The organism is Rhodovarius lipocyclicus, assembly GCF_009900765.1.
Lineage (GTDB): Bacteria > Pseudomonadota > Alphaproteobacteria > Acetobacterales > Acetobacteraceae > Rhodovarius > Rhodovarius lipocyclicus.
Window position 1 is genome coordinate 332,731 of the sequence record NZ_JAAABL010000002.1, and the last position, 18,283, is coordinate 351,013.

The 18,283-nt window shown below is 69.2% G+C and carries 14 protein-coding genes; 11 read left to right on the forward strand and 3 right to left on the reverse strand.

Going from position 1 to position 18,283, the window contains the following annotated elements; translation table 11 throughout:
• The first annotated feature begins 113 nt into the window (after positions 1-113).
• From GT007_RS04435 to GT007_RS04445, 3 genes are all read left to right on the forward strand, one after another.
• Positions 114-1,163, forward strand: coding sequence for an alpha/beta hydrolase (locus tag GT007_RS04435; protein WP_160120340.1), 1,050 nt, complete (start codon positions 114-116; stop codon positions 1,161-1,163).
• Positions 1,164-1,366: 203 nt separating this feature from the next.
• Positions 1,367-1,687, forward strand: coding sequence for a hypothetical protein (locus tag GT007_RS04440; protein ID WP_160120341.1), 321 nt, complete (start codon positions 1,367-1,369; stop codon positions 1,685-1,687).
• A gap of 111 nt (positions 1,688-1,798) precedes the next feature.
• Positions 1,799-2,119 carry a hypothetical protein gene (locus GT007_RS04445; protein ID WP_160120342.1) on the forward strand — a complete coding sequence of 107 codons (321 nt, stop codon included), beginning with the start codon at positions 1,799-1,801 and terminating at the stop codon, positions 2,117-2,119.
• Between the two features lie 30 nt (positions 2,120-2,149).
• Here GT007_RS04445 and GT007_RS04450 read toward each other — a convergent pair whose 3' ends face one another.
• A complete protein-coding gene (locus GT007_RS04450) occupies positions 2,150-2,902 on the reverse strand; it encodes a DUF1194 domain-containing protein (RefSeq protein WP_160120343.1) in 753 nt (250 codons plus the stop codon).
• Between the two features lie 280 nt (positions 2,903-3,182).
• Between GT007_RS04450 and GT007_RS04455 the strand changes: the two genes are divergently transcribed.
• The 4 genes from GT007_RS04455 to GT007_RS04470 all read left to right on the forward strand — a co-directional run bounded on the left by GT007_RS04455 (position 3,183) and on the right by GT007_RS04470 (position 12,667).
• Complete coding sequence (locus GT007_RS04455) at positions 3,183-3,581, forward strand: hypothetical protein (RefSeq protein ID WP_160120344.1); 399 nt, start codon at positions 3,183-3,185, stop codon at positions 3,579-3,581.
• A gap of 7 nt (positions 3,582-3,588) precedes the next feature.
• Positions 3,589-4,401: a cellulose synthase operon protein YhjQ/BcsQ gene (locus GT007_RS04460; protein WP_160120345.1), complete on the forward strand. Its 813-nt coding sequence runs from the start codon at positions 3,589-3,591 to the stop codon at positions 4,399-4,401.
• A gap of 31 nt (positions 4,402-4,432) precedes the next feature.
• Complete coding sequence (gene bcsA, locus GT007_RS04465) at positions 4,433-8,902, forward strand: UDP-forming cellulose synthase catalytic subunit (RefSeq protein WP_160120346.1); 4,470 nt, start codon at positions 4,433-4,435, stop codon at positions 8,900-8,902.
• Positions 8,903-8,986: 84 nt separating this feature from the next.
• A complete protein-coding gene (locus tag GT007_RS04470; protein WP_160120347.1) occupies positions 8,987-12,667 on the forward strand; it encodes a cellulose synthase subunit BcsC-related outer membrane protein in 3,681 nt (1,226 codons plus the stop codon).
• A 29-nt stretch (positions 12,668-12,696) separates the two neighbouring features.
• On the opposite strand, the gene GT007_RS04475 is transcribed toward GT007_RS04470, so the two are convergent.
• Both GT007_RS04475 and GT007_RS04480 read right to left on the reverse strand, forming a co-directional pair.
• On the reverse strand, positions 12,697-13,665 hold the full coding sequence (locus GT007_RS04475; RefSeq protein ID WP_160120348.1) for a Bug family tripartite tricarboxylate transporter substrate binding protein: 969 nt from the start codon (positions 13,663-13,665) through the stop codon (positions 12,697-12,699).
• A 46-nt stretch (positions 13,666-13,711) separates the two neighbouring features.
• Positions 13,712-14,530 carry an amidohydrolase family protein gene (locus GT007_RS04480; RefSeq protein WP_160120349.1) on the reverse strand — a complete coding sequence of 273 codons (819 nt, stop codon included), beginning with the start codon at positions 14,528-14,530 and terminating at the stop codon, positions 13,712-13,714.
• Positions 14,531-14,615: 85 nt separating this feature from the next.
• On the opposite strand from GT007_RS04480, the gene GT007_RS04485 reads away from it, so the two are divergent.
• From GT007_RS04485 to queF, 4 genes are all read left to right on the forward strand, one after another.
• Positions 14,616-15,533, forward strand: coding sequence for a LysR family transcriptional regulator (locus GT007_RS04485; RefSeq protein WP_160120350.1), 918 nt, complete (start codon positions 14,616-14,618; stop codon positions 15,531-15,533).
• A 63-nt stretch (positions 15,534-15,596) separates the two neighbouring features.
• Positions 15,597-16,643 carry a tRNA preQ1(34) S-adenosylmethionine ribosyltransferase-isomerase QueA gene (queA, locus tag GT007_RS04490; RefSeq protein WP_160120351.1) on the forward strand — a complete coding sequence of 349 codons (1,047 nt, stop codon included), beginning with the start codon at positions 15,597-15,599 and terminating at the stop codon, positions 16,641-16,643.
• Positions 16,640-17,752, forward strand: a complete 1,113-nt coding sequence (gene tgt, locus GT007_RS04495) for a tRNA guanosine(34) transglycosylase Tgt (protein WP_160120352.1) — start codon at positions 16,640-16,642, stop codon at positions 17,750-17,752. The genes queA and tgt overlap by 4 nt, the downstream gene beginning before the upstream one ends.
• Complete coding sequence (gene queF / locus GT007_RS04500; RefSeq protein WP_160120353.1) at positions 17,749-18,231, forward strand: preQ(1) synthase; 483 nt, start codon at positions 17,749-17,751, stop codon at positions 18,229-18,231. The genes tgt and queF overlap by 4 nt, the downstream gene beginning before the upstream one ends.
• Positions 18,232-18,283 lie beyond the last annotated feature (52 nt).

The following is an 18,283-nucleotide window of genomic DNA, read 5'->3' on the forward strand; positions in this document are numbered from 1 at the left end:
ACCCCCAGTCATGCAAACGCCATGTGCGAATGGCCGATGATGCGTGAGGGGTGGGCTATGCAGCGGCGCGCGCTGGGGTAGCGTGTGCGCCTCGTCGAGGGAGACACAAGCCTATGGATCGCCGTGCCATCCTTGCCGCACCCGCGCTGTTGCCAGCCATGGCCGCCCTGACGGGCCGGTCAGCGCAAGCCCAGGCGCCCCGGATCGTCACCGAGGAATTCATGGTGCCGACCGGCGATGCCGGCATTGAACTGTTCCTGCGCAACAAACGCTCTGAGGCGCAGACCACCTTCACCCCGGGCCGCACCCTGCTGATGGTGCATGGGGCGACCTATCCGGCCAGCACCGCCTTCGACCTGCCACTCGGTGGCCTGTCCTGGATGGACTACATCGCGGGCCGGGGGTTCGATGTCTGGATCCTGGACCTGCGTGGCTATGGCCGGTCCAGCCGCCCGCCGGAAATGTCGCAGCCGCCGGAGGCGAATCCGCCGCTGGTGCGCGGTGAGCAGGCGGTGGCCGACATCGCCATCGCTAGCCGCTTCATCCGGGAAAAGCGTTCGATCCAGAAGCTGCAGCACCTGGGCTATTCCTGGGGCACGGCGCTGATGGGCCGATTCGCGGCCGAGAACCCGGCCGTGATCGAGCGGCTGACGCTGTATGCCCCGGTCTGGCTGCGGCAGAGCGCTTCCCTGGCGGACCCGGGCGGGCAGCTTGGCGCCTATCGCTGGGTGACGCAGCAATCCGCGCGGGAGCGGCGTGGCGCCGGCGTGCCGGAGGCAGCGCGCGCCAATCTGGTGCCGCCCGGCTGGTTCGAGCATTGGGCCGGGGTGACCTGGGCCACTGACCCGGAAGGCCTGCGCCGCAACCCGCCGGCCCTGCGCGCGCCCAATGGCAGCGTGGCGGATGGCCGGGAATTCTGGGCCGCCGGCCGCGCCTTCTACGACCCCGCGAAGATCACCGCGCCCACCTTGCTGGTGCTGGGCGAGTGGGATCAGGATACGCCCCCCTACATGGCGCAGACCCTGTTTCCCTTGCTGACCGCGAGCCCCGGCAAGCGGTTGGTGATGCTGGGCGAGGGCACGCATGGCATGTGGATGGAACGCAGCCGCGGCGCGCTCTACCAGGCCGTGCAAGTCTTTCTGGAAGAAGCACCCGCGGCATGAAGAACATGTTGCGCTGCGGGCGTAATGATTTCCAGGAATGCGATTGACGTAATTTCATGTGTTGATCGATGGGATGGCAGACATTTCCCGCATCCGGCCGCATGGCGGCACCGTAGTGACACGGTGCCGCCACGATTGGACGGCAACCAAGTGTCAGGCGGACTAGCCTAGCCCGTCCCCACAAGCTGGAGGATGTCACTCCCATGATTCGTCGCTTTGCCATGGCCGTCCTGGCCACAGCCGTTTTCGCCTTGCCCGCCGTCGCGCAGTCCAACAACCCTGACTTCCGGTTGGTCAACCGCACGGGCACGACGATCAACGAGCTCTATGTCTCGTCCTCCGCCAACGCCAATTGGGGGCGTGACCGCCTGGGCCAGAATGTCCTGCCCTCGGGCCAGTCCTTTATGGTGGTGCTGCCCGCCGGCCAGTGCGTGAACGACATCCGCGTGGTGTTCGACAATGGCCGCTCGCAGGAGCGCCGGCAGGTGAACACCTGCGAACTGACGGATGTGACGTTCCAGTAGAGCTATCGGGGTGGCCTGGTTTCCGGGCCACTCTCACGCGATCGGGCGATGCCGCCCGGCCGGAAGCACGTTACCAATCGGCCCATCATCTCCCACAAAAGGATGTCTCAGATGATCCGTCGTTCCATCCTGGCTGGCCTGGCTGTCGCCGGCTTTGCCCTGCCCGCCGCCGCGCAGTCCGATAATCCGGATTTCCGGGTGAACAACCGCGGCGCCATGCCCATCAACGAAATCTATGTATCGTCCTCGGCCGACCCCAACTGGGGCCGCGACCTTCTGGGCGAGAACGTGCTGCCCGTGGGCAATGCCTTTCTGGTGCAGTTGCCCGCCGGCCAGTGCGTGAACGATATCCGCATCGTGTGGTCCAATGGCCAGGCGCAGGAACGCCGTCAGGTGAACACCTGCAGCCTGACGGATATCGCCTTCCCGTGAGGCACCGGCCCGCGTCAGGCGCGGGCCCGTTCAGCCCAGGGCGTATTCCCGGACCGGCCCCTGCCGGTCCGCCACTTCGCGGATGATCTTGCGCCGCACGGCCGGTTCGAAGGCCTCGAAACCCTCGGCCACCATGACGAAGGCGCCAGGGCCGCCGATCACGCGCTCCTGGTAGTATTCGTCCAGCGGTTGCATCTGCATCAGGCCCGGGGGCGGGGGCGAGCGGTCTAGCACCGCCAGCCCGTTCAGGATGATGCCCTTTTCCAGCGCTTCGCCGCGCGCCAGGCTGATATCGCGGCCGGAATTGTTCACCCCGTCGCCCGAGATATCCACCACCCGCCGCGTGCCTTCATAGCCATCGCCGAACAGGTTGGCGGCGAAGTCGATCGCGCCGGAGATCGAGGTATAGAGATGCGTGCGGCGCGGGGCAGCGTCGATCGCCTGGGCGAAACGCTCGCAATCCGCAGCGGAGGACAGGCGCATCCAGGGCACCAGATGTTCCTGGATGTTCCAGTCGCTCCATGTAAAGAAGGTGCAGGCGATGGAACCCACCGGGCCGCCGGTGAAGGCCTCGATCATGCGCGCGTCGCGGAAGGCGGCGGCATAGCCGTTGAACTGCATCTCCTGCTCCTCCGCATCGACGGAGCGGGAGACATCCACGGCCAGGACCAGTTCCACATCCACCGGCTCCGGCGCCGAGACACTGGCGCGGGCAGGGCGGGCGGACAGCAGGGCCGGGGCGGCCAGCAAGGCTGAACCGGCCAGAAACAGACGACGGCGCATACGAGCCCCTTTTCAGAAACGGCCCGTGCGGCATTCACTCCCAAGACTCGGGCGGGAAGCTGCGTGGGGCCATTTCGGCGACACGACAGGTTTCCTGCCCTAAGGCTTCCATATGGCTGCAACGCGGATGTCACGCAAGGGGAATTTTATTGCAGTGCAGCATAAACCTTTCGGAAGGTGCGTAAAGGCTAGGCTGATCCTGGAAACCGGCTTCCTAAGCGTGTGGTTTCCGGTGCATTAATCAAGTTGGGCAGTTGCAAACAGGAGGCAGCAGGGCGGTATGCAGCGCGAGATCGCCAATGTGGCTGCCGCCTGCGCTTTGCAGGGCTTCCGGTACATGGCGTTCCCGCCTGTCAGTTTCGAGGCGCCGGAGCTACCGGAACCCGAAGCGGAGCCTGTGGCCGAACCGGAATTGCCGATCGAACCGGAAGCTTCGCCGGTCCTGGTGATGGAGGCCCAGGGCGCACCAGTGCCGGCGCCGCCAGAACCGCCGCTGCCTCTGTCTGAGCCAGCGGCGCCATTGCTGGTCACACCCCCCGCCGTGCTGACCATCCCTGAACTTCCCTACCCGCAGCCTGCCCCGGTCCCGGTGCGGGAGGTAGCCAGGCCCCGCCCCGCCCCCAATTTCGCGCTGCTGGCCGAAGTGTCGGCCGAGATCCGCCGCAACCAGAACGGATAAGTCCCGCATGCCCTTGATCGCCGTGGCCTCTCCCAAAGGGGGGGGTGGCAAGACCACTCTGACCGCGCATCTGGCGGCCCTGCTGGCGGCAAAGGGCTATCGCGTGCTGGCCATCGACCTGGACCCGCAGAATGCCCTGCGCGTCCATCTGGGCATTTCGATCCGTGATGAGGCAGGGTTTCTGGCCCATATCACGGAACGACCCAACTGGCGGCAGAGCCTGCGCCATACGGAATTCGGCGTGCAGTTGCTGCCACACGGCGCGGCCGATCCGGCGGAGGTGCTGGATATCGCCACCGCCCTGGCGCAGGACCCGAGCCTGCTGGCGGAGCCTGTCCGCGATATGCTGCGCGACCCCGACCTGCTGGTGCTGGTGGACAGCCCGCCTGGCCCCAGCGCCGCGCTGGTGGCGTTGTACCCGTTGATCGACCACATGCTGGTGGTGCTGCTGGCTGATGGCGGCAGTGCCAGCCTGATACCGCAGATCGTTTCCGGCCGGTTCATGGGGCGCGGCAGCATGATCCAGCGCCTCGCCGAGAAATCCATGGTGGTCATCAACCAGTTCGAGCGCGGCGCCGCCCTGCCGGAGGCGGTGCTGGACCTGGCCACCCGCTCGCTGGGTCACCGACTGCTGGGCGTGGTGGCGCGCGACGCCCAGGTGATGGAGGCACTGGCCAGCAAGCGCCTGCTGACCGATGGCGCCCGCGGCGCCGCTGAGGACATGGCCATCCTGACCGATTCGCTGATCCGCCGCGCCAGCCTGCGCAAGCCGGGTGAGAAACGCTCGGGCTTCAGTGCCCTGGACGAATGGGGGGCATGAGGCGGTGATCCACGCGCTTTCCCCCTTCCAGTTGACCAAGAAATGGCTGGCGATCACGGCCGGATTGGTGCTGGCACTGGCCTTCGTCACCCTGCCCATGGAGGCCGAGGGCCAGGCCTGGCTGACGCTGGGCGGCATCGCCGTGTTCCTGGTGCTGAACCGCTACACCTCCCGCAAGGTGGGCCTGGTGCTGGTGTTCGTCTCCATCACCGTCACCGCCCGCTATCTGTATTGGCGGCTGACCGAGACGCTGGAATTCGAGACGGCGCTGCAGGCTTTCCTGGGCGGCGCGCTGTTCCTGGCGGAACTCTACGCTGGCGTGCTGATGGCCTTGAGCTATCTGCAGACCGCTTGGCCGCTGAACCGCAAGCCTGTGCCCCTGCCGCCGGACCCCAGCACCTGGCCCACGGTGGATGTCTATATCCCCAGCTACAATGAAAGCCTGGATCTGGTGCGCCCCACCGTGCTGGCCGCCATGAACATGGACTACCCGCGCGACAAGATGAACGTGTGGATCCTGGACGATGGCCGGCGCCCGGAATTCCGCGCCTTCGCCCAGGAAGCCGGCTGCGGCTACATCATCCGCCCGGACAATATCGGCGCCAAGGCCGGCAACCTGAACCACGCGATGCGGCACACCAATGGCGAGTTCATCGCCATCTTCGACTGCGACCACGCGCCCACACGCGGCTTCCTGCAATTCACCCTGGGCTGGCTGGTGCGCGACCGGCGCATCGGGCTGGTGCAGACGCCGCACCATTTCTACAGCCCTGATCCCTTCGAGCGGAATCTGGCCCGTCAGCGCCCGGTGCCGAATGAGGGCCTGCTGTTCTACGGCGTGATCCAGCAGGGCAACGATCTGTGGAACGCATCCTTCTTCTGCGGCTCCTGTGCCGTGCTCCGGCGTACTGCGCTGGAGGAAGTGGGCGGTGTGCCGCATGAGACGGTGACGGAGGACTGCCACTGTTCCTTCCGCATGCAGCAGAAGGGCTGGCACACGGCCTATCTGCGCGTGCCCCTGGCCGCGGGCCTGGCGACGGAGCGCCTGGCGCTGCATATCGGCCAGCGCATGCGCTGGGCGCGCGGCATGATCCAGATCATGCGCACGGAGAACACGCTGTTCGCCCGCAACCTGAAATGGGCGCAGCGCTTCTGCTATTTCATCGCGGGCTTCGGCTTCCTGTTCGCCATCCCGCGCCTGATCTTCCTGACCTCGCCGCTCGCCTTCCTGTTCTTCGGGGAAAGCGTGATCGCGGCCAGCCCGCTGGCCATCATGGCCTATGCCGGCAGCCATTTGTTCCACGCGGTGGCCACCACGGCGCGGTTGAATGGCCGGCATCGCCACAGCTTCTGGTCCGAAATCTATGAGGCATCGCTGGCCGTGCCCTTGCTGCCCGTCACGCTGCTGACGTTGTGGGACCCGCGCAAGGGCAAGTTCAACGTGACCGACAAGGGCGGCGTGCTGGAGGCAGGCTACCTGGACCTCAAGGCCGTCGCGCCGAACCTGGTGCTGCTGGTGCTGCTGTTCATCGGCTTTGGCATCGGCATCCACGGCACCATCGTCTCGGAGACGGACAGCCTGGATTTCCGCGCCTATCTGCTGAACACCATCTGGGCCGGCATGTGCCTGGTCCCCCTCTCGGCCAGCGTGGCGGTGGGGCGGGAGCGGGAGCAGATGCGCATCCGCCATCGCGTGGATACCGAGATTCCCGTCGATCTGACGCGCGCCAACGGCGGCACCCTGCGGGGTGACTGCACCAATCTTTCCCTTTCCGGGCTTTCCATCTCTCTGGAACGCCCGTCCGATCTCTCCGAGGAGGAGATGCTGGAGGTCGCGCTGCACGTGACAGGTGAAGTGATCACGCTGAGGGCCCGCGCCGTGCGCGTGCTGGAGCACATGGTGTATCTGCGCTTCCAACTGTCGGGCGTGGCCGAGGAGGCGGCGATCGCCCGTGCCTTCTTCGGCCGTCCGGATGCCTGGCTCTATTGGGATGACTGGCCCGAGGACCGGCCGCTGCGCTCCCTGGCCAATGTGGTGCTGGCGACGGCGGATGCCGTGGTGCGGCGTTACCGCTTCGGCATCACCAAGGTGTCCCGTCCCGCTGCCCCCGCAGCCAGTGCCGCCGCCGCGCAGCAGGCAGCGCGCGTCACGGATGTGGTGCGGCCCCGGGCGCACACCCGCATGGCCGCGGGCGTGCTTCTGGCACTGCTGGCTGGCGCAGGCACGGCCCAGGCTCAGGCCTCCGCGCAGAACCCCGTGGTGGCGCCCTCCGGCAGTATCGCCTTGCCGCCTGCCTTGAACATCCCCGAGCCCCCGCGCGGCGCCAATGCGCCCGAGCCCACCCTGCCGGAGGGGGCGCGTATCGTGACCCGCACCCTGCGGGAGCTTGGCCTGTCCGGCCCCATGCAGTTGCGTGGCCTGGCGGATCTGCAGGGCGTGCTGTTCGGCCTGCGCGCCGATGAGGTGGTGACGGAGGCGCGGCTGAGCGTGACCGGCGGGGCCTCGGCCGCGCTGATCCCCTCCATGAGCCAGATCGCGATCTCCCTGAACGAGCAGTTCGTGGGCAATATCGCCATCGATCCGGTGCGGCAGGGCTTCGGCCCGCTGGAATTCCCGCTGGACCCGTTGTTCTTCGCCGAGGTGAACCGGCTGAATTTCCGCTTCACCGGCCGCTACACCATGGAATGCAACGACCCGCTGTCGGGCTTGCTCTATGCCACGGTGTCGGATCTTTCGACGGTGCGCCTGCGCATCGAGCGCATCCCCCCCACCCGAGACCTCGCCCGCCTGCCGGAGCCGCTGTTCGACCGCCGCATCCTGCGCGGTGCGTTGAACCTGCCGATGGTGATCCCGGAAGCGACAGGCCCGGCGGGCTTGCGGGCGGCGGCCATCACGGCTAGCTGGTTCGCGGTCCAGGCCGACTACCGGGGCGCGCGCTTCCCGGTCGAGCGCGGCCTGACGCGCCGGGGCGACGCCGTGGTGATCGCCGCCGGCGCCGACACGGTGCCGGGGCTGAGCCTGCCGCGCTTTGAGGGGCCGACCCTGGCGGTCGTGGCCCATCCCAACGACCAGTTCGGCACGCTGCTGGTGGTGGGCGGCCGAACCGAGGCAGAGACCGCGATCGCGGCCCAGGCGCTCGTCGCCTCCCGTCAGGCCCTGGCCGGTGAGCTGGTCCGGGTGGCCGCGCCGCAGATCGCGCCGCGCCGCCCCTATGACGCGCCACGCTGGGTGCGCACCGAGGCCCCGCTGCGGATCGGCGCGATGATCGACCGGGCGGAGCTGACGGCCAGCGGCTACGCCCCGGGGCCGGTGCGGCTGCCGCTGCGCACCGCGCCGGATCTCTACACCTGGCGCGGCCGTGGCTTCCCGGTGCGGGTGGGCTTCACCGCGCCGCCGGGCCCGGTGATCGATGTGGCCACCTCGCGGCTCGATGCCGCGGTGTCCGGCACCTATCTGCGCAGCTTCCCCCTGGCCGAGCCCCCGGGCGTGATGAGCTGGGTGCTGGACACGCTGCATCAGCAGCTTGGCCTGGGTGGGGACATGCGGCGCGGCCGCTTCGCCATCCCGCCCTATCTGCTGCTGGGGCAGGACGAGTTGCAGCTGCGCTTCGACATGCGCCCCATGAACCGGGGTGAGTGCGCGGCGGTGCCGGGCGATGTGCGCGCCACCATCGACCCCGAGAGCACCATCGACATGACGGGCGCGCACCGCTTCGCGCGTCTGCCGAACCTGGGCTTCTTCAGCTCCTCGGGCTTCCCTTTCACCCGCATGGCGGATCTGTCGGAGACCGCCGTGGTGCTGCCGGAGCGGCCCAACGCGGTGGAGACCCAGGCCTTCCTGGATGTGGTGGGGCAGCTGGCCGCCATCACCGGCCTGCCGGCCACGGGCATCCAGGTGGCGCCTAGCAATGGGTTGCGCAACCTGGCTGATCGAGACCTGCTGGTGATCGGCACGCTGGGCCGCCAGCCGGCCCTGGCCACGCTGCTGCGGGACAGCCCCGTGCGGCTGGAGGGTGAGCGGCTAAGCCTCGCCCTGCCGGATTCCCTGCAGTATCTGCGCACCGCCTTGTGGGATGCTCCGAGCGTGGCGGAGCGCAGCCGTGCCGTGGCCTCGGTGAATGAGGCCGGTGGCGAGGGGCTGGGCGTGTTGATTGGCGCGCAGAGCGCACTGGCGGCCGGGCGCAGCGTGGTCGTCATCAGTGGCGCCACGCCGGCGGCGATCGGGTCCATGGTCTCCGCCCTGCGGGACCCGGACCTTCTGCCGCGTATCCAGGGTGACACGGTGCTCCTGTCCGGTGGGCAGATCAGTTCCTATGCGGTGGCGGAGCCGTATTGGGTGGGCCATCTGCCCTGGTGGCTGTGGCCGCAGCATTGGGCCGGGCAAAATCCGCTGCGGGCGCTGCTGATCCTGTTCGCTGCTGGGGTTCTGTTAGGGGTTCCGGCCTATTGGAGCCTGCGTCGCCGTGCGCTTTCACGGTTGCGGGCGCGGGACCATGCGTGAGATGAGAATGGCATGAGGGGAATGCGGCGTTACGGGCCGATCATGGGGGGGGTTGTCGGGCTCGCGGCCGGAGTGGCTGCGGGCATGCCTGCCCACGCACAGCCCGCGGTTGCCGAAGCCGCCGCTCCGGCCAGCCCCGTGACCATCCTGATCCGGCAGGCTGAGCGCTGGCTGGCGCAGAATCGTTCCGATTTGGCGGCGAGTGCGATCGAGCGCGCGTTGTCGGCCGAACCGCGCAACGGCACGGCCTTGGCCCTGGCCGCACGCATCGAGGCGGCGCGGGAGAACCGCACCGCCGCTGCCGCCTATGAGGCCCGGTTGCGCGAAGCGGGCGCCACCCCGGAGCAGCGGGCCCAGGCCGAAAGCGCCGTGCGGGGCGCATCCATTGATCGCGCGGCGATCGAGCAGGCCCGTGCCTTGGCGCGGGATGGCCGCAATGCGGAGGCCGTGCAGCGCTACCGGGCCGCCTTCGGCTCCGCCGGGCCGGTGGAGCCCTATGCGCAAGAATACTACGCCGTGCTGTCCGGCACCGAGAGCGGGCGCGGTGAAGCCACTTTGGGCCTGCAGCGCCTGGCCGAGCAGCCGGGGGCCTCGGCGCGCAGCCGCCTGGCCTTCGCGCAGAACCTGACCTTCAGCGCAGCGTCCCGCGCGGAGGGCATCCGCCGCCTGTCGCAACTGGTGGAAAACCCCGAAGTGGGCAGCGATGCCCGGGCCGCCTGGCGCCAGGCGCTGGTCTGGTCGGCCAGCGATTCGTCCACGGCGCCGCAACTGGAAACCTATCTGCGCCGCTTCCCCGACGATGCCGAGATCCGCGCCGCCCGCGCCGCCGTCCCGGCCCCCGCCGCGCCCGACCCGGGCTTCGCCGCCCGGCGGGAAGGGTTCGAGCGGCTGGAGGGCGGCGGCCTGCGGGATGCCACGCGCCGGTTTGAAACGGCGCTGGCCGCAAACCCCAATGACGCTGATGCATTGGGTGGCCTCGGCATCGTGCGCTTGCGTGAGGGCAAGCCGGCCGAGGCCCGCACCCTGCTGGAACGCGCTGTGGCCGCGGCGCCCGACCGCGCGCAGCAATGGCGAGGCGCGCTGGATGGCGCGTCCTATGGCTTGGAACTGGCGGAGGGGCGTGCCGCCCTGCGCCGAGGGCAATTGGATGATGCGGACAATCTTCTCCGCTCCGCCCTGCGGCGAGAGGTGCAGGACCGCACCGATGCCGAATCCGCCCTGGGTGAATTGCTGCTGCGCCGAGGCGATCCGGCGGCGGCCGAGCAGCGCTTCCGCACCGCGCTGGCACGCCGCCCGGGCTTTCCGCCCGCGCAGCAGGGCTTGAACCAGGCCCTGCGTGCCCAGGGCCGCCCCACTGAGGGGCCGGTGCGCGCCGTGGCCTCTGGTCCCGCCGGTGACGCCGGTGGCTTCGCGCCCACGGGCGGCGAGGCCGGGCGCCTGCGCGCCGAGGCCGCCCGCAGCGATGACCCGGGCGTGGCCGCCGCGCTGCTGCGCCAGGCCAGCGAGATGGCGCCCGCCGATCCCTGGATCAAGCTGGATCTGGCCCGTGCCCTGCGCCGCCAGGGCCGCGCCGCCGAGGGCCGCATGCTGGTGGAGGACCCCGCCGCGCGGTCCGGCCGCCGCGACGACCTCTACGCCGCCGCGTTGTTCGCCGATGAGGATGACCGCGCTGGCGATGCCGAGGCATTCCTGGCCCGCATCCCGCCTGGCGGCCGCACGCCGGACATGGCGCGGCTCGCCGCCCGGCTGCGTGCGCAATCCGAGGTGCAGCGCGCCGTGGCGCAGCTTGCGGGCCGCACCGGTACCGCCGCGCGTACCCAGCTGCTGACGCTGGCGGCACGGCCGGATCCCTCGGGCGGCACCGGCGCCGCCGTGATCCGCGCGCTGGGCAATGCCAATGACCGGATCGGTGCCGCCGAGGCCGCCCGTGTCGCGGAGGCCGCGAACCGCAATGCCGGGGCTTCCCTGCGCCTGGCCCTGGCCGGCGCGCTGTTGAGCGCGGGGCTGGAGAGCGAGGCCGCCGCCCTGGCCGATTCCGCCGAGGGTGCGAACCCCAACGCCGAGCAACGGCGGGACATCGCCAGTATCCGGTCCGGCATCGCCATCCGGTCCTCCGACCGTTTGAACGGAGAAGGCCGGCAGGCCGCGGCCTTCGAGCAGTTGCGCCCTGTGCTGGAGCGCGACCCGGAAAACCCCGATGCGCGGCTGGCCCTGGCGCGCCTGCACCAGAATGCCCGTCAGCCCGCCGAGGCGCTGCGCATCGCGGAGGCCGTGCTGGCCCGCAACCCGCGCGACATCCCCGCCCGGCAGGGCGCGATCGACGCCGCCGTCGCCCTGCGTGACCGCCCCCGCGCCGAACGCCTGCTGGCCGAGGCACAGGAGCTCTCCCCCCGTGATTCCCGGGTGACGCTGATGGAGGCCCGGGTGGCGCGCGCCTTCAACCAGGAAAGCCGAGCCCTGCGCGCGCTGGAACTGGCCGGGCAGCAGCGCCGGGCCGAGCTGGGCCGGCCGACCGGCACCGGCCTTGCCTCCGCGGCGAGCCCCGGCACGGCTTCTGGCGGGTTGCAGAACCCGTTTGCCAGCGCCAGCACGCCCTTGCAGCAGATCAGCACCACCGCCGTGCCCGCGGACCCGGTGGCGCGCGAGATCGCGCGCGAGACGGCCTCCTTGCAGGAGCAACTGTCCTCGCAGGCCACGGCCTCGGCCGGGTTCCGGCAGCGCTCGGGCCAATCCGGCCTGGACCGGTTGCTGGAGGTCTCTGCACCCGTGAGCGCCGAGATCACCCCGGGCGGCATTGGCGGGCGGCTGACCACCACGGTGACCGGGGTCTCCCTGCAGGCGGGCAGCCTGTCGGCCAGCCGCCGGGTGCAGGATGGCTATGGCTCCAACGCCGCCTATGGCAGCAGCCAGTCGCCGCGCGGCACCGCCACGGGCGTGATGCTGGGGCTGGCCTATCAGCTGGGCGATTATTTCCGGATGGATCTCGGCTCCAGCCCGCTGGGCTTCGCCTATGGCACGCAGGTGCTGGGCGGGTTGGAATTCGCGCCCACCATTGGCGGCAATGTGCGCCTGCGCGTGACGGGTGAGCGGCGTTCGGTAACGGACAGCCTGCTGTCCTGGGCTGGGCAGCGCGATGCCATCCAGGGCCGGCATTGGGGCCAGGTGACGCGCAGCGGCGGCCGGGCGCAGATCGAGGTGCCGGTGCGGGCCGGCTATGTCTACGCCGGCGGCGGCTACAGCATCTATGAAGGCCAGGGCGTGGCCGACAACAACCGTTTCGAGGCGGGGGCGGGGTTCAGCTATCCCTTCATCTCCAGCCCCGACGGTACGCTGACGGGCGGGCTGGACCTGGTCTATTTCGGCTTCGAGCGGAACCTGCGCTTCTTCACCCTGGGCCAGGGCGGCTATTACAGCCCGCAGAGCTTCGCCGCCCTCAACCTGCCGGTGGATTACCGCAGCACGCTGGGCGATCTGCGCTATCGGGTGGGGGCCACGGTGGGTTACGCGGCGTGGCGGGAATCCTCATCGCCGATCTTCCCGACCGATTCGACGCTGCAATCCCAGGTCGAGGCTCGGGCGCGGACCGACAGCACCGTGCTGTCGCGCTATGCCGGGCAGAGCCGGCAGAACTTCATCGCCAATCTGCGGGCGGATCTGGATTACCCCATCACCCCAGCGATGAATGTGGGCGCCAGCTTCCGCTACGACAAATCCGCGAATTGGGATGAGACGCGGGTGCTGATGCGGCTGAGCGGGCGGTTCTGAGGGGGGCAGGCTCCCCCCTCCCGGTTTACCTATTCCGCCGTGATCCGATTTTCCCGCACCAGTTGGGCCATCAGGTCGCGCTGCCCGGTGACGAATTGCGCAAAGGCCGCCGGCTCGCTGCCCAGCCCGAAAGCCCCCAGGGCTGAGAGCCTGTCCTGCACCCGGGAATCCGCAAGGGCCGTCTTCGCCGCTTGGTAAATGGCCTGTATGGCGGGGGTGGGCAGTCCCGCAGGCCCATACAGCCCATTCCATTCATTCAGTTCGTAGTCAGGATAGCCGGATTCCGCGATGGTCGGCACGTCGGGCACGGAGGAAACGCGTTCCTTTGAAGTCACGGCCAACGCCTTCACCCGCCGATTGCGGATCAACTCCACCGAGTAGGGCACGGTTCCGAGCGTGAAGGTCAGCGCGCCGGACAGCAGATCGGGCAGTGCCGCCGAGCCGCCGCGGTAGGGCACATGGGTCGCCTGCACTCCAGCGCGGGCCAGCATGAGCACCGTGGCCATATGCGGCGCCGTGGCATTGCCGGCGGAGCCGTAGGGCAGGCCGGGTTCGCGCTTCAGCATGTGGATGAGGTCAGCCAGCGTGTTGGCGCGGGAGCTGGCGGGCACCAGCACGATCATCGGGATGACCGAGACCTGGCTGATATAGCTGAAGGCGGTGCGGTAATCGAAGGGCAGGTCCCGCAGCATGGCCGGGTTCACCACATGGGCCGAGGCGTCGCACATCAATGTGTGCCCATCGGGTTCGGCGCGCGCCACCTCATTGGCGCCGATGGAGCCGCCGGCGCCCGGGCGGTTTTCCACGACGATCGGCTGGCCCAGCGTGTCGCCCATGGGGCCCGCGAGCAGGCGGGCCAGCGTGTCCGCCCCGCCGCCAGGGGTATAGGGCGCGATCAGCCGGATCGGGCGGCTGGGACGCCAGGCGGGTTGGGCGCTGGCGGATACGGGTGTCGCGGCAAGACCGGCCATCAAGGCGCGGCGGGAAAAATGGATCATGCTTCCTCCGGTGGGCGGGCTCTGCGGCCCGTCCTCGTGTCGTGGTTCAGGCGAAGCCGAACAATGCCTTGGGCGTGTCCAGCAGAATGGTCCGGCGCTGGGCGGCATCGGGCACCCAGGCGGAAAGATCGTTCAGGCAAGCGGCGTAGCTGCGGCCCTCCTCATGCGAGATCCAGGGCCAATCGCTAGCCCAGAGCAGACGTTCCGCCCCGCCGGCCCGCAGCATGGCCTGGGCCAGGGCGGCGGGATCCTGTTCGCCCAGCCGGTAGGGGGCCGACAGTTTGACCCAGCACCGCCCCGTGCCCATCGCGGCCAGCACCGCCCGGAAGCCTGGGCAGTTGAGCCCGAGCGCCGGGTTCGGTGCCGCGAAATGGTCCAGCACGATGTCCACCCCGCTGGCCAGCGCATGGGGCAGCACGCCGGGTAGCAGCGGGCCCTCCAGGAAGATTTCTAGGTGCAGCCCCGCCTCTCGCGCCGCGGCGAACAAGGCCTGATATTCCGGTGAGGCAGCGTCCGGGCGGGTGGTGCGCTTGGTCCAGTTCAGGCGGATGCCGGCGATGCCCTGGGCCTTCAGCGCCGCTAGCTGCGCCACGCTGGCGCCGGGGGCGACGTTGGCGGTACCACGCAGTCTAGTGGGATATGCCGCCAGTGCTTCCAGCAGCAGGGAATTGTCGAAGCCATAGAAGCTGGGGGCGGTGAGCACGCCATAGCCCAGCCCATGCGCATCGAGCAGGGTCAGAAATTCCTGTGGTTCCACATCTCGGGCGGGTTCGGAATGGCGTTCAGCGGACAGGGCGCGGCCCCTGCGCATGACATGCGCGTGGGTGTCCACGCCGCCCATGCCAAGGGTGGACGTTTCGTGCATCTGGCTTCTCCTGAGGACCAAGTTAGGGCAATTGGTTTTGCTGGATCAAAATGGAATTTACGCGGCTTTTTGATAGGTTTTTCCAATGCCTCGCTACACCCTGGCCCAGTTGGAGGCCGTGACCTGGATCGCGCGCCTTGGCAGCTTTCACGCGGCTGCCCAGCATCTGGGCATCACCCAGCCCTCGATTTCCCAGCGCGTGCGGGAGTTGGAGGCGGCCCTGGGCCATGCCGTGTTCCTGCGGAGCGGGGCCGGCGCCCGGCTGACCGAGGCCGGCGAGACCGTGCTGCGCTATGCCGAGCGCGGCCTGGATGTGCTGGGTGAGATGGAGCGCCGGCTCTCCTCTGGCGATCCGTTGACGGGCACGCTGCGGCTGGGGGCCAGCAACGCCGTGGCGCTTTCCTGCCTGCCTGCCATATTGGCGGCGTTGGAGGCCACCTATCCGCGGCTGAACGTGGCGCTGACGGTACAGAACAGCGCCGTGCTGGCGCGCTTGTTGGATGCGCGGGAGCTGGACGTGGCCTTCATGGCCGAGGAGGTGGTGGAACGCCATGTCCGCATGCGCCGGGTGGCGCTCTGCGACGTGGTCTGGATGAGCAGCCCCGCCAGGCCTCTGGCGCCGGAGACGCTGCGCCCGGCTGATCTGATGGGCAGTCGCATCATCACTTTGCCCGAGCCCTCGCCGCTGCACGGCATCACCCAGGAATGGTTCGCGCAGGAGGGGCTGCGTCCGCCCGCCTTCGCCACCTGCAACGATATGGCGACAGTGCTGCGCCTGATCGCCGGCGGGGTAGGTATGGGCATTGTGCCCCTGGGTACGGCCGGGCCGGAACTACAGGCGCGGCTGGTCCAACCCTATCGTGCCAGACCCGAACTGCGACCGCTGGTGATCTGCGCCGCGCATCAGGACAGCGCGCGCGGGGCCGGGCTGGAAGCGATCCTGCGCCTGGGGGAGGAGATGATTGGCAGCAGCCCGTATTTCCGCCGGGTTGGGCGTGGTTGAGATGGGGGCTCTGCGCCCCTGGCGGTTCCAACCTGTCCCGCTTTCGCGCATATGGGGCCGCTCATGAGCCTCACGACCGCCGATTTCGATTATCTGTTGCCGGACCACCGCATCGCCCAGCGCCCCGCGCGCCCGCGCGATGCCGCGCTGATGCTGGATACGCGCGCGCAGCCCTTCGCGGATCGCGGCGTGCTGGACCTGCCGTCCCTGCTGGACCCGGGCGACCTGCTGGTAGTGAACGACACACGGGTGATCCCGGCTAGGCTGACCGCCCGGCGCGGCCAGGCGCGGGTCGAGATCATGCTGAACCGCGCCGAGGGGAACGGCATCTGGCACGCGCTGGTCCGCAACGCCCGCCGCCTGAAGGCCGGCGACACCATCGAGATCGAGGGCGCGCCCATCACCGCCCGCGTGGTGGAGGACCCGGAGGAAGGCGCCGTGCGCCTGGATTTCGGCCCCGATGAGGAAGCCCTGGCCGCCGCGCTGGACCAGGCCGGGGAAATCCCGCTGCCGCCCTATATCCAGCGCGAGCACGGCCCGTTGGCCGAAGACGCCTCCGATTACCAGACTCTGTTCGCAGAGCGCCCGGGTGCCGTCGCGGCCCCCACGGCCAGCCTGCATTTCACGTCCCGGCTGATGGCGGCGCTGGAGGCTCGGGGTGTGCGCCGTGCGACACTGACCCTGCATGTCGGTGCCGGCACCTTTCTGCCGCTGCGCACCGACAACCCGGCCGAGCACAAGTTGCACGCCGAATGGGGCCAGATCACGCCCGAGACCGCGGCCCTGATCAACGAGACCCGCGCCGCGGGCCGGCGGATCGTGGCGGTGGGCACCACCGTGCTCCGCCTGCTGGAAACGGCGGCGACCGGGGATATCGCCCGGCCGCTGCAGCCCTTCCAGGGGCTGACGCGCATCTTCCTGCTGCCCGGCCACCGCTTCACCACCGCCGATCTGCTGATGACCAATTTCCACCTGCCCAAATCCACCCTGCTGATGCTGGTGGCGGGTTTTTCCGGGCTGGAGCGCATGCGCGCCGCCTATGCCCATGCCCTGGCGGGGCCTTACCGGTTCACCTCTTACGGCGATTCCTCGCTCTGGGTGCGGGCATGACACTCTCCTACACGCTGGCGGCCACCGATGGCGGCGCACGCGCCGGCATGCTGCACACCGCCCATGGCGAGGTGCCGACCCCCGTCTTCATGCCCGTCGGCACCGCTGGCACGGTGAAGGCCATGACGGCGGATGCCGTGCGTAGCACCGGTGCGCGCATCGTGCTGGGCAACACCTATCACCTGATGCTGCGCCCGGGGGCTGAGCGGGTCGGGCGCCTCGGGGGCCTGCACAAGTTCATGGACTGGCACGGGCCGATCCTGACCGATTCCGGTGGCTTCCAGGTCATGAGCCTCTCGGCGCTGCGGAAGATGGACAAGGATGGCGTCACCTTCCAGTCGCATATCGACGGCTCGAAGCACCGCCTGACGCCGGAGCGTTCGATCGAGATCCAGCACCTGCTGGATGCCGATATCACCATGAGCTTCGACGAATGCACGCCCTATCCGGCGACGCATGAGCAGGCGGCGAAATCCATGCGCCTGTCGATGGACTGGGCGGCGCGCGGGCGCCGCGCCTTCGTGGAACGCCCGGGCTATGGCCTGTTCGGCATCGTGCAGGGCAGCACCTATGCCGATCTGCGGGCCGAGAGCGCCGCCGCGCTGATCGGCATCGGCTTCGAGGGCTATGCCGTGGGCGGCCTGGCGGTGGGGGAGGGGCAGGAGGCGATGTTCTCCACCCTCGACTTCACCACCCCGCTGCTGCCCACGGACAAGCCGCGCTACCTGATGGGCGTCGGCACGCCGGACGACATCATCGGCGCCGTGGCGCGCGGCATCGACATGTTCGATTGCGTGATCCCCACCCGGTCGGGCCGCATGGGCCGCGCCTATACCAGCCGGGGCGTGCTGAACATGCGCAATGCCCGCCATGCGGAAGATCCCTCGCCGCTGGACCCCGAATGCGATTGCCCGGCCTGCACGAACCACAGCCGTGCCTATATCCATCACCTGATCAAGGCTGAGGAGATGCTGGGCCCCATGCTGCTGACCTGGCACAATATCCGTTACTATCAGCGCCTGATGGCGCGGCTGCGGGAGGCGATCCTGGCCGGCCGTTTCGCAGAGGAAGCCGCCGCCATCCGCGCCGGCTGGAGCACCCCCGCATGAGCAAGCGCCCCCGCAGCACGCAGACCGAGACCGCCGGGCTGACCCAACTCGGCCAGGCCAGCAGCCTGCCGGCGAGCCCCGACCAGGCGGTGCTGGAACGCGTGCCCAACCCGCACCCCGACCTGTCCTATTGCATCCGCTTCGCGGCGCCGGAGTTCACCAGCCTGTGCCCGCTGACCGGCCAGCCGGATTTCGCGCATCTGGTCATCGACTATGTGCCGCGCAAATGGATCGTGGAGAGCAAGTCGCTGAAGCTCTACCTCGGTGCATTCCGCAACCATGGTTCCTTCCACGAGGCCTGCACCATGGATATCGCGTTGCGGATCAAGGAGTTGCTGACGCCGCGCTGGCTGCGTATCGGGGGGTACTGGTATCCGCGCGGCGGCATCCCGATCGACGTGTTCTGGCAGAGCGGCGAGCCGCCCAAGGGCGTCTGGATCCCGGACCAGGGTGTCGCGGGGTATCGCGGCCGGGGCTGAGCCCCGAGACAAGCGGATGATATTCGCCTGAGGCCCCGCCGGCCCGATTGCG

Bases quoted from the DNA above. Each gene is read 5' to 3' on its own strand.
- GT007_RS04475 (WP_160120348.1), bottom strand. From the start codon at position 13,665: ATGATCCATTTTTCCCGCCGCGCCTTGATGGCCGGTCTTGCCGCGACA.
- GT007_RS04435 (WP_160120340.1), top strand. From the start codon at position 114: ATGGATCGCCGTGCCATCCTTGCCGCACCCGCGCTGTTGCCAGCCATG.
- GT007_RS04485 (WP_160120350.1), top strand. From the start codon at position 14,616: ATGCCTCGCTACACCCTGGCCCAGTTGGAGGCCGTGACCTGGATCGCG.
- GT007_RS04480 (WP_160120349.1), bottom strand. From the start codon at position 14,530: ATGCACGAAACGTCCACCCTTGGCATGGGCGGCGTGGACACCCACGCG.
- GT007_RS04455 (WP_160120344.1), top strand. From the start codon at position 3,183: ATGCAGCGCGAGATCGCCAATGTGGCTGCCGCCTGCGCTTTGCAGGGC.
- GT007_RS04445 (WP_160120342.1), top strand. From the start codon at position 1,799: ATGATCCGTCGTTCCATCCTGGCTGGCCTGGCTGTCGCCGGCTTTGCC.
- GT007_RS04440 (WP_160120341.1), top strand. From the start codon at position 1,367: ATGATTCGTCGCTTTGCCATGGCCGTCCTGGCCACAGCCGTTTTCGCC.
- GT007_RS04450 (WP_160120343.1), bottom strand. From the start codon at position 2,902: ATGCGCCGTCGTCTGTTTCTGGCCGGTTCAGCCTTGCTGGCCGCCCCG.
- GT007_RS04460 (WP_160120345.1), top strand. From the start codon at position 3,589: ATGCCCTTGATCGCCGTGGCCTCTCCCAAAGGGGGGGGTGGCAAGACC.
- queF (WP_160120353.1), top strand. From the start codon at position 17,749: ATGAGCAAGCGCCCCCGCAGCACGCAGACCGAGACCGCCGGGCTGACC.
- tgt (WP_160120352.1), top strand. From the start codon at position 16,640: ATGACACTCTCCTACACGCTGGCGGCCACCGATGGCGGCGCACGCGCC.
- GT007_RS04470 (WP_160120347.1), top strand. From the start codon at position 8,987: ATGCCTGCCCACGCACAGCCCGCGGTTGCCGAAGCCGCCGCTCCGGCC.
- queA (WP_160120351.1), top strand. From the start codon at position 15,597: ATGAGCCTCACGACCGCCGATTTCGATTATCTGTTGCCGGACCACCGC.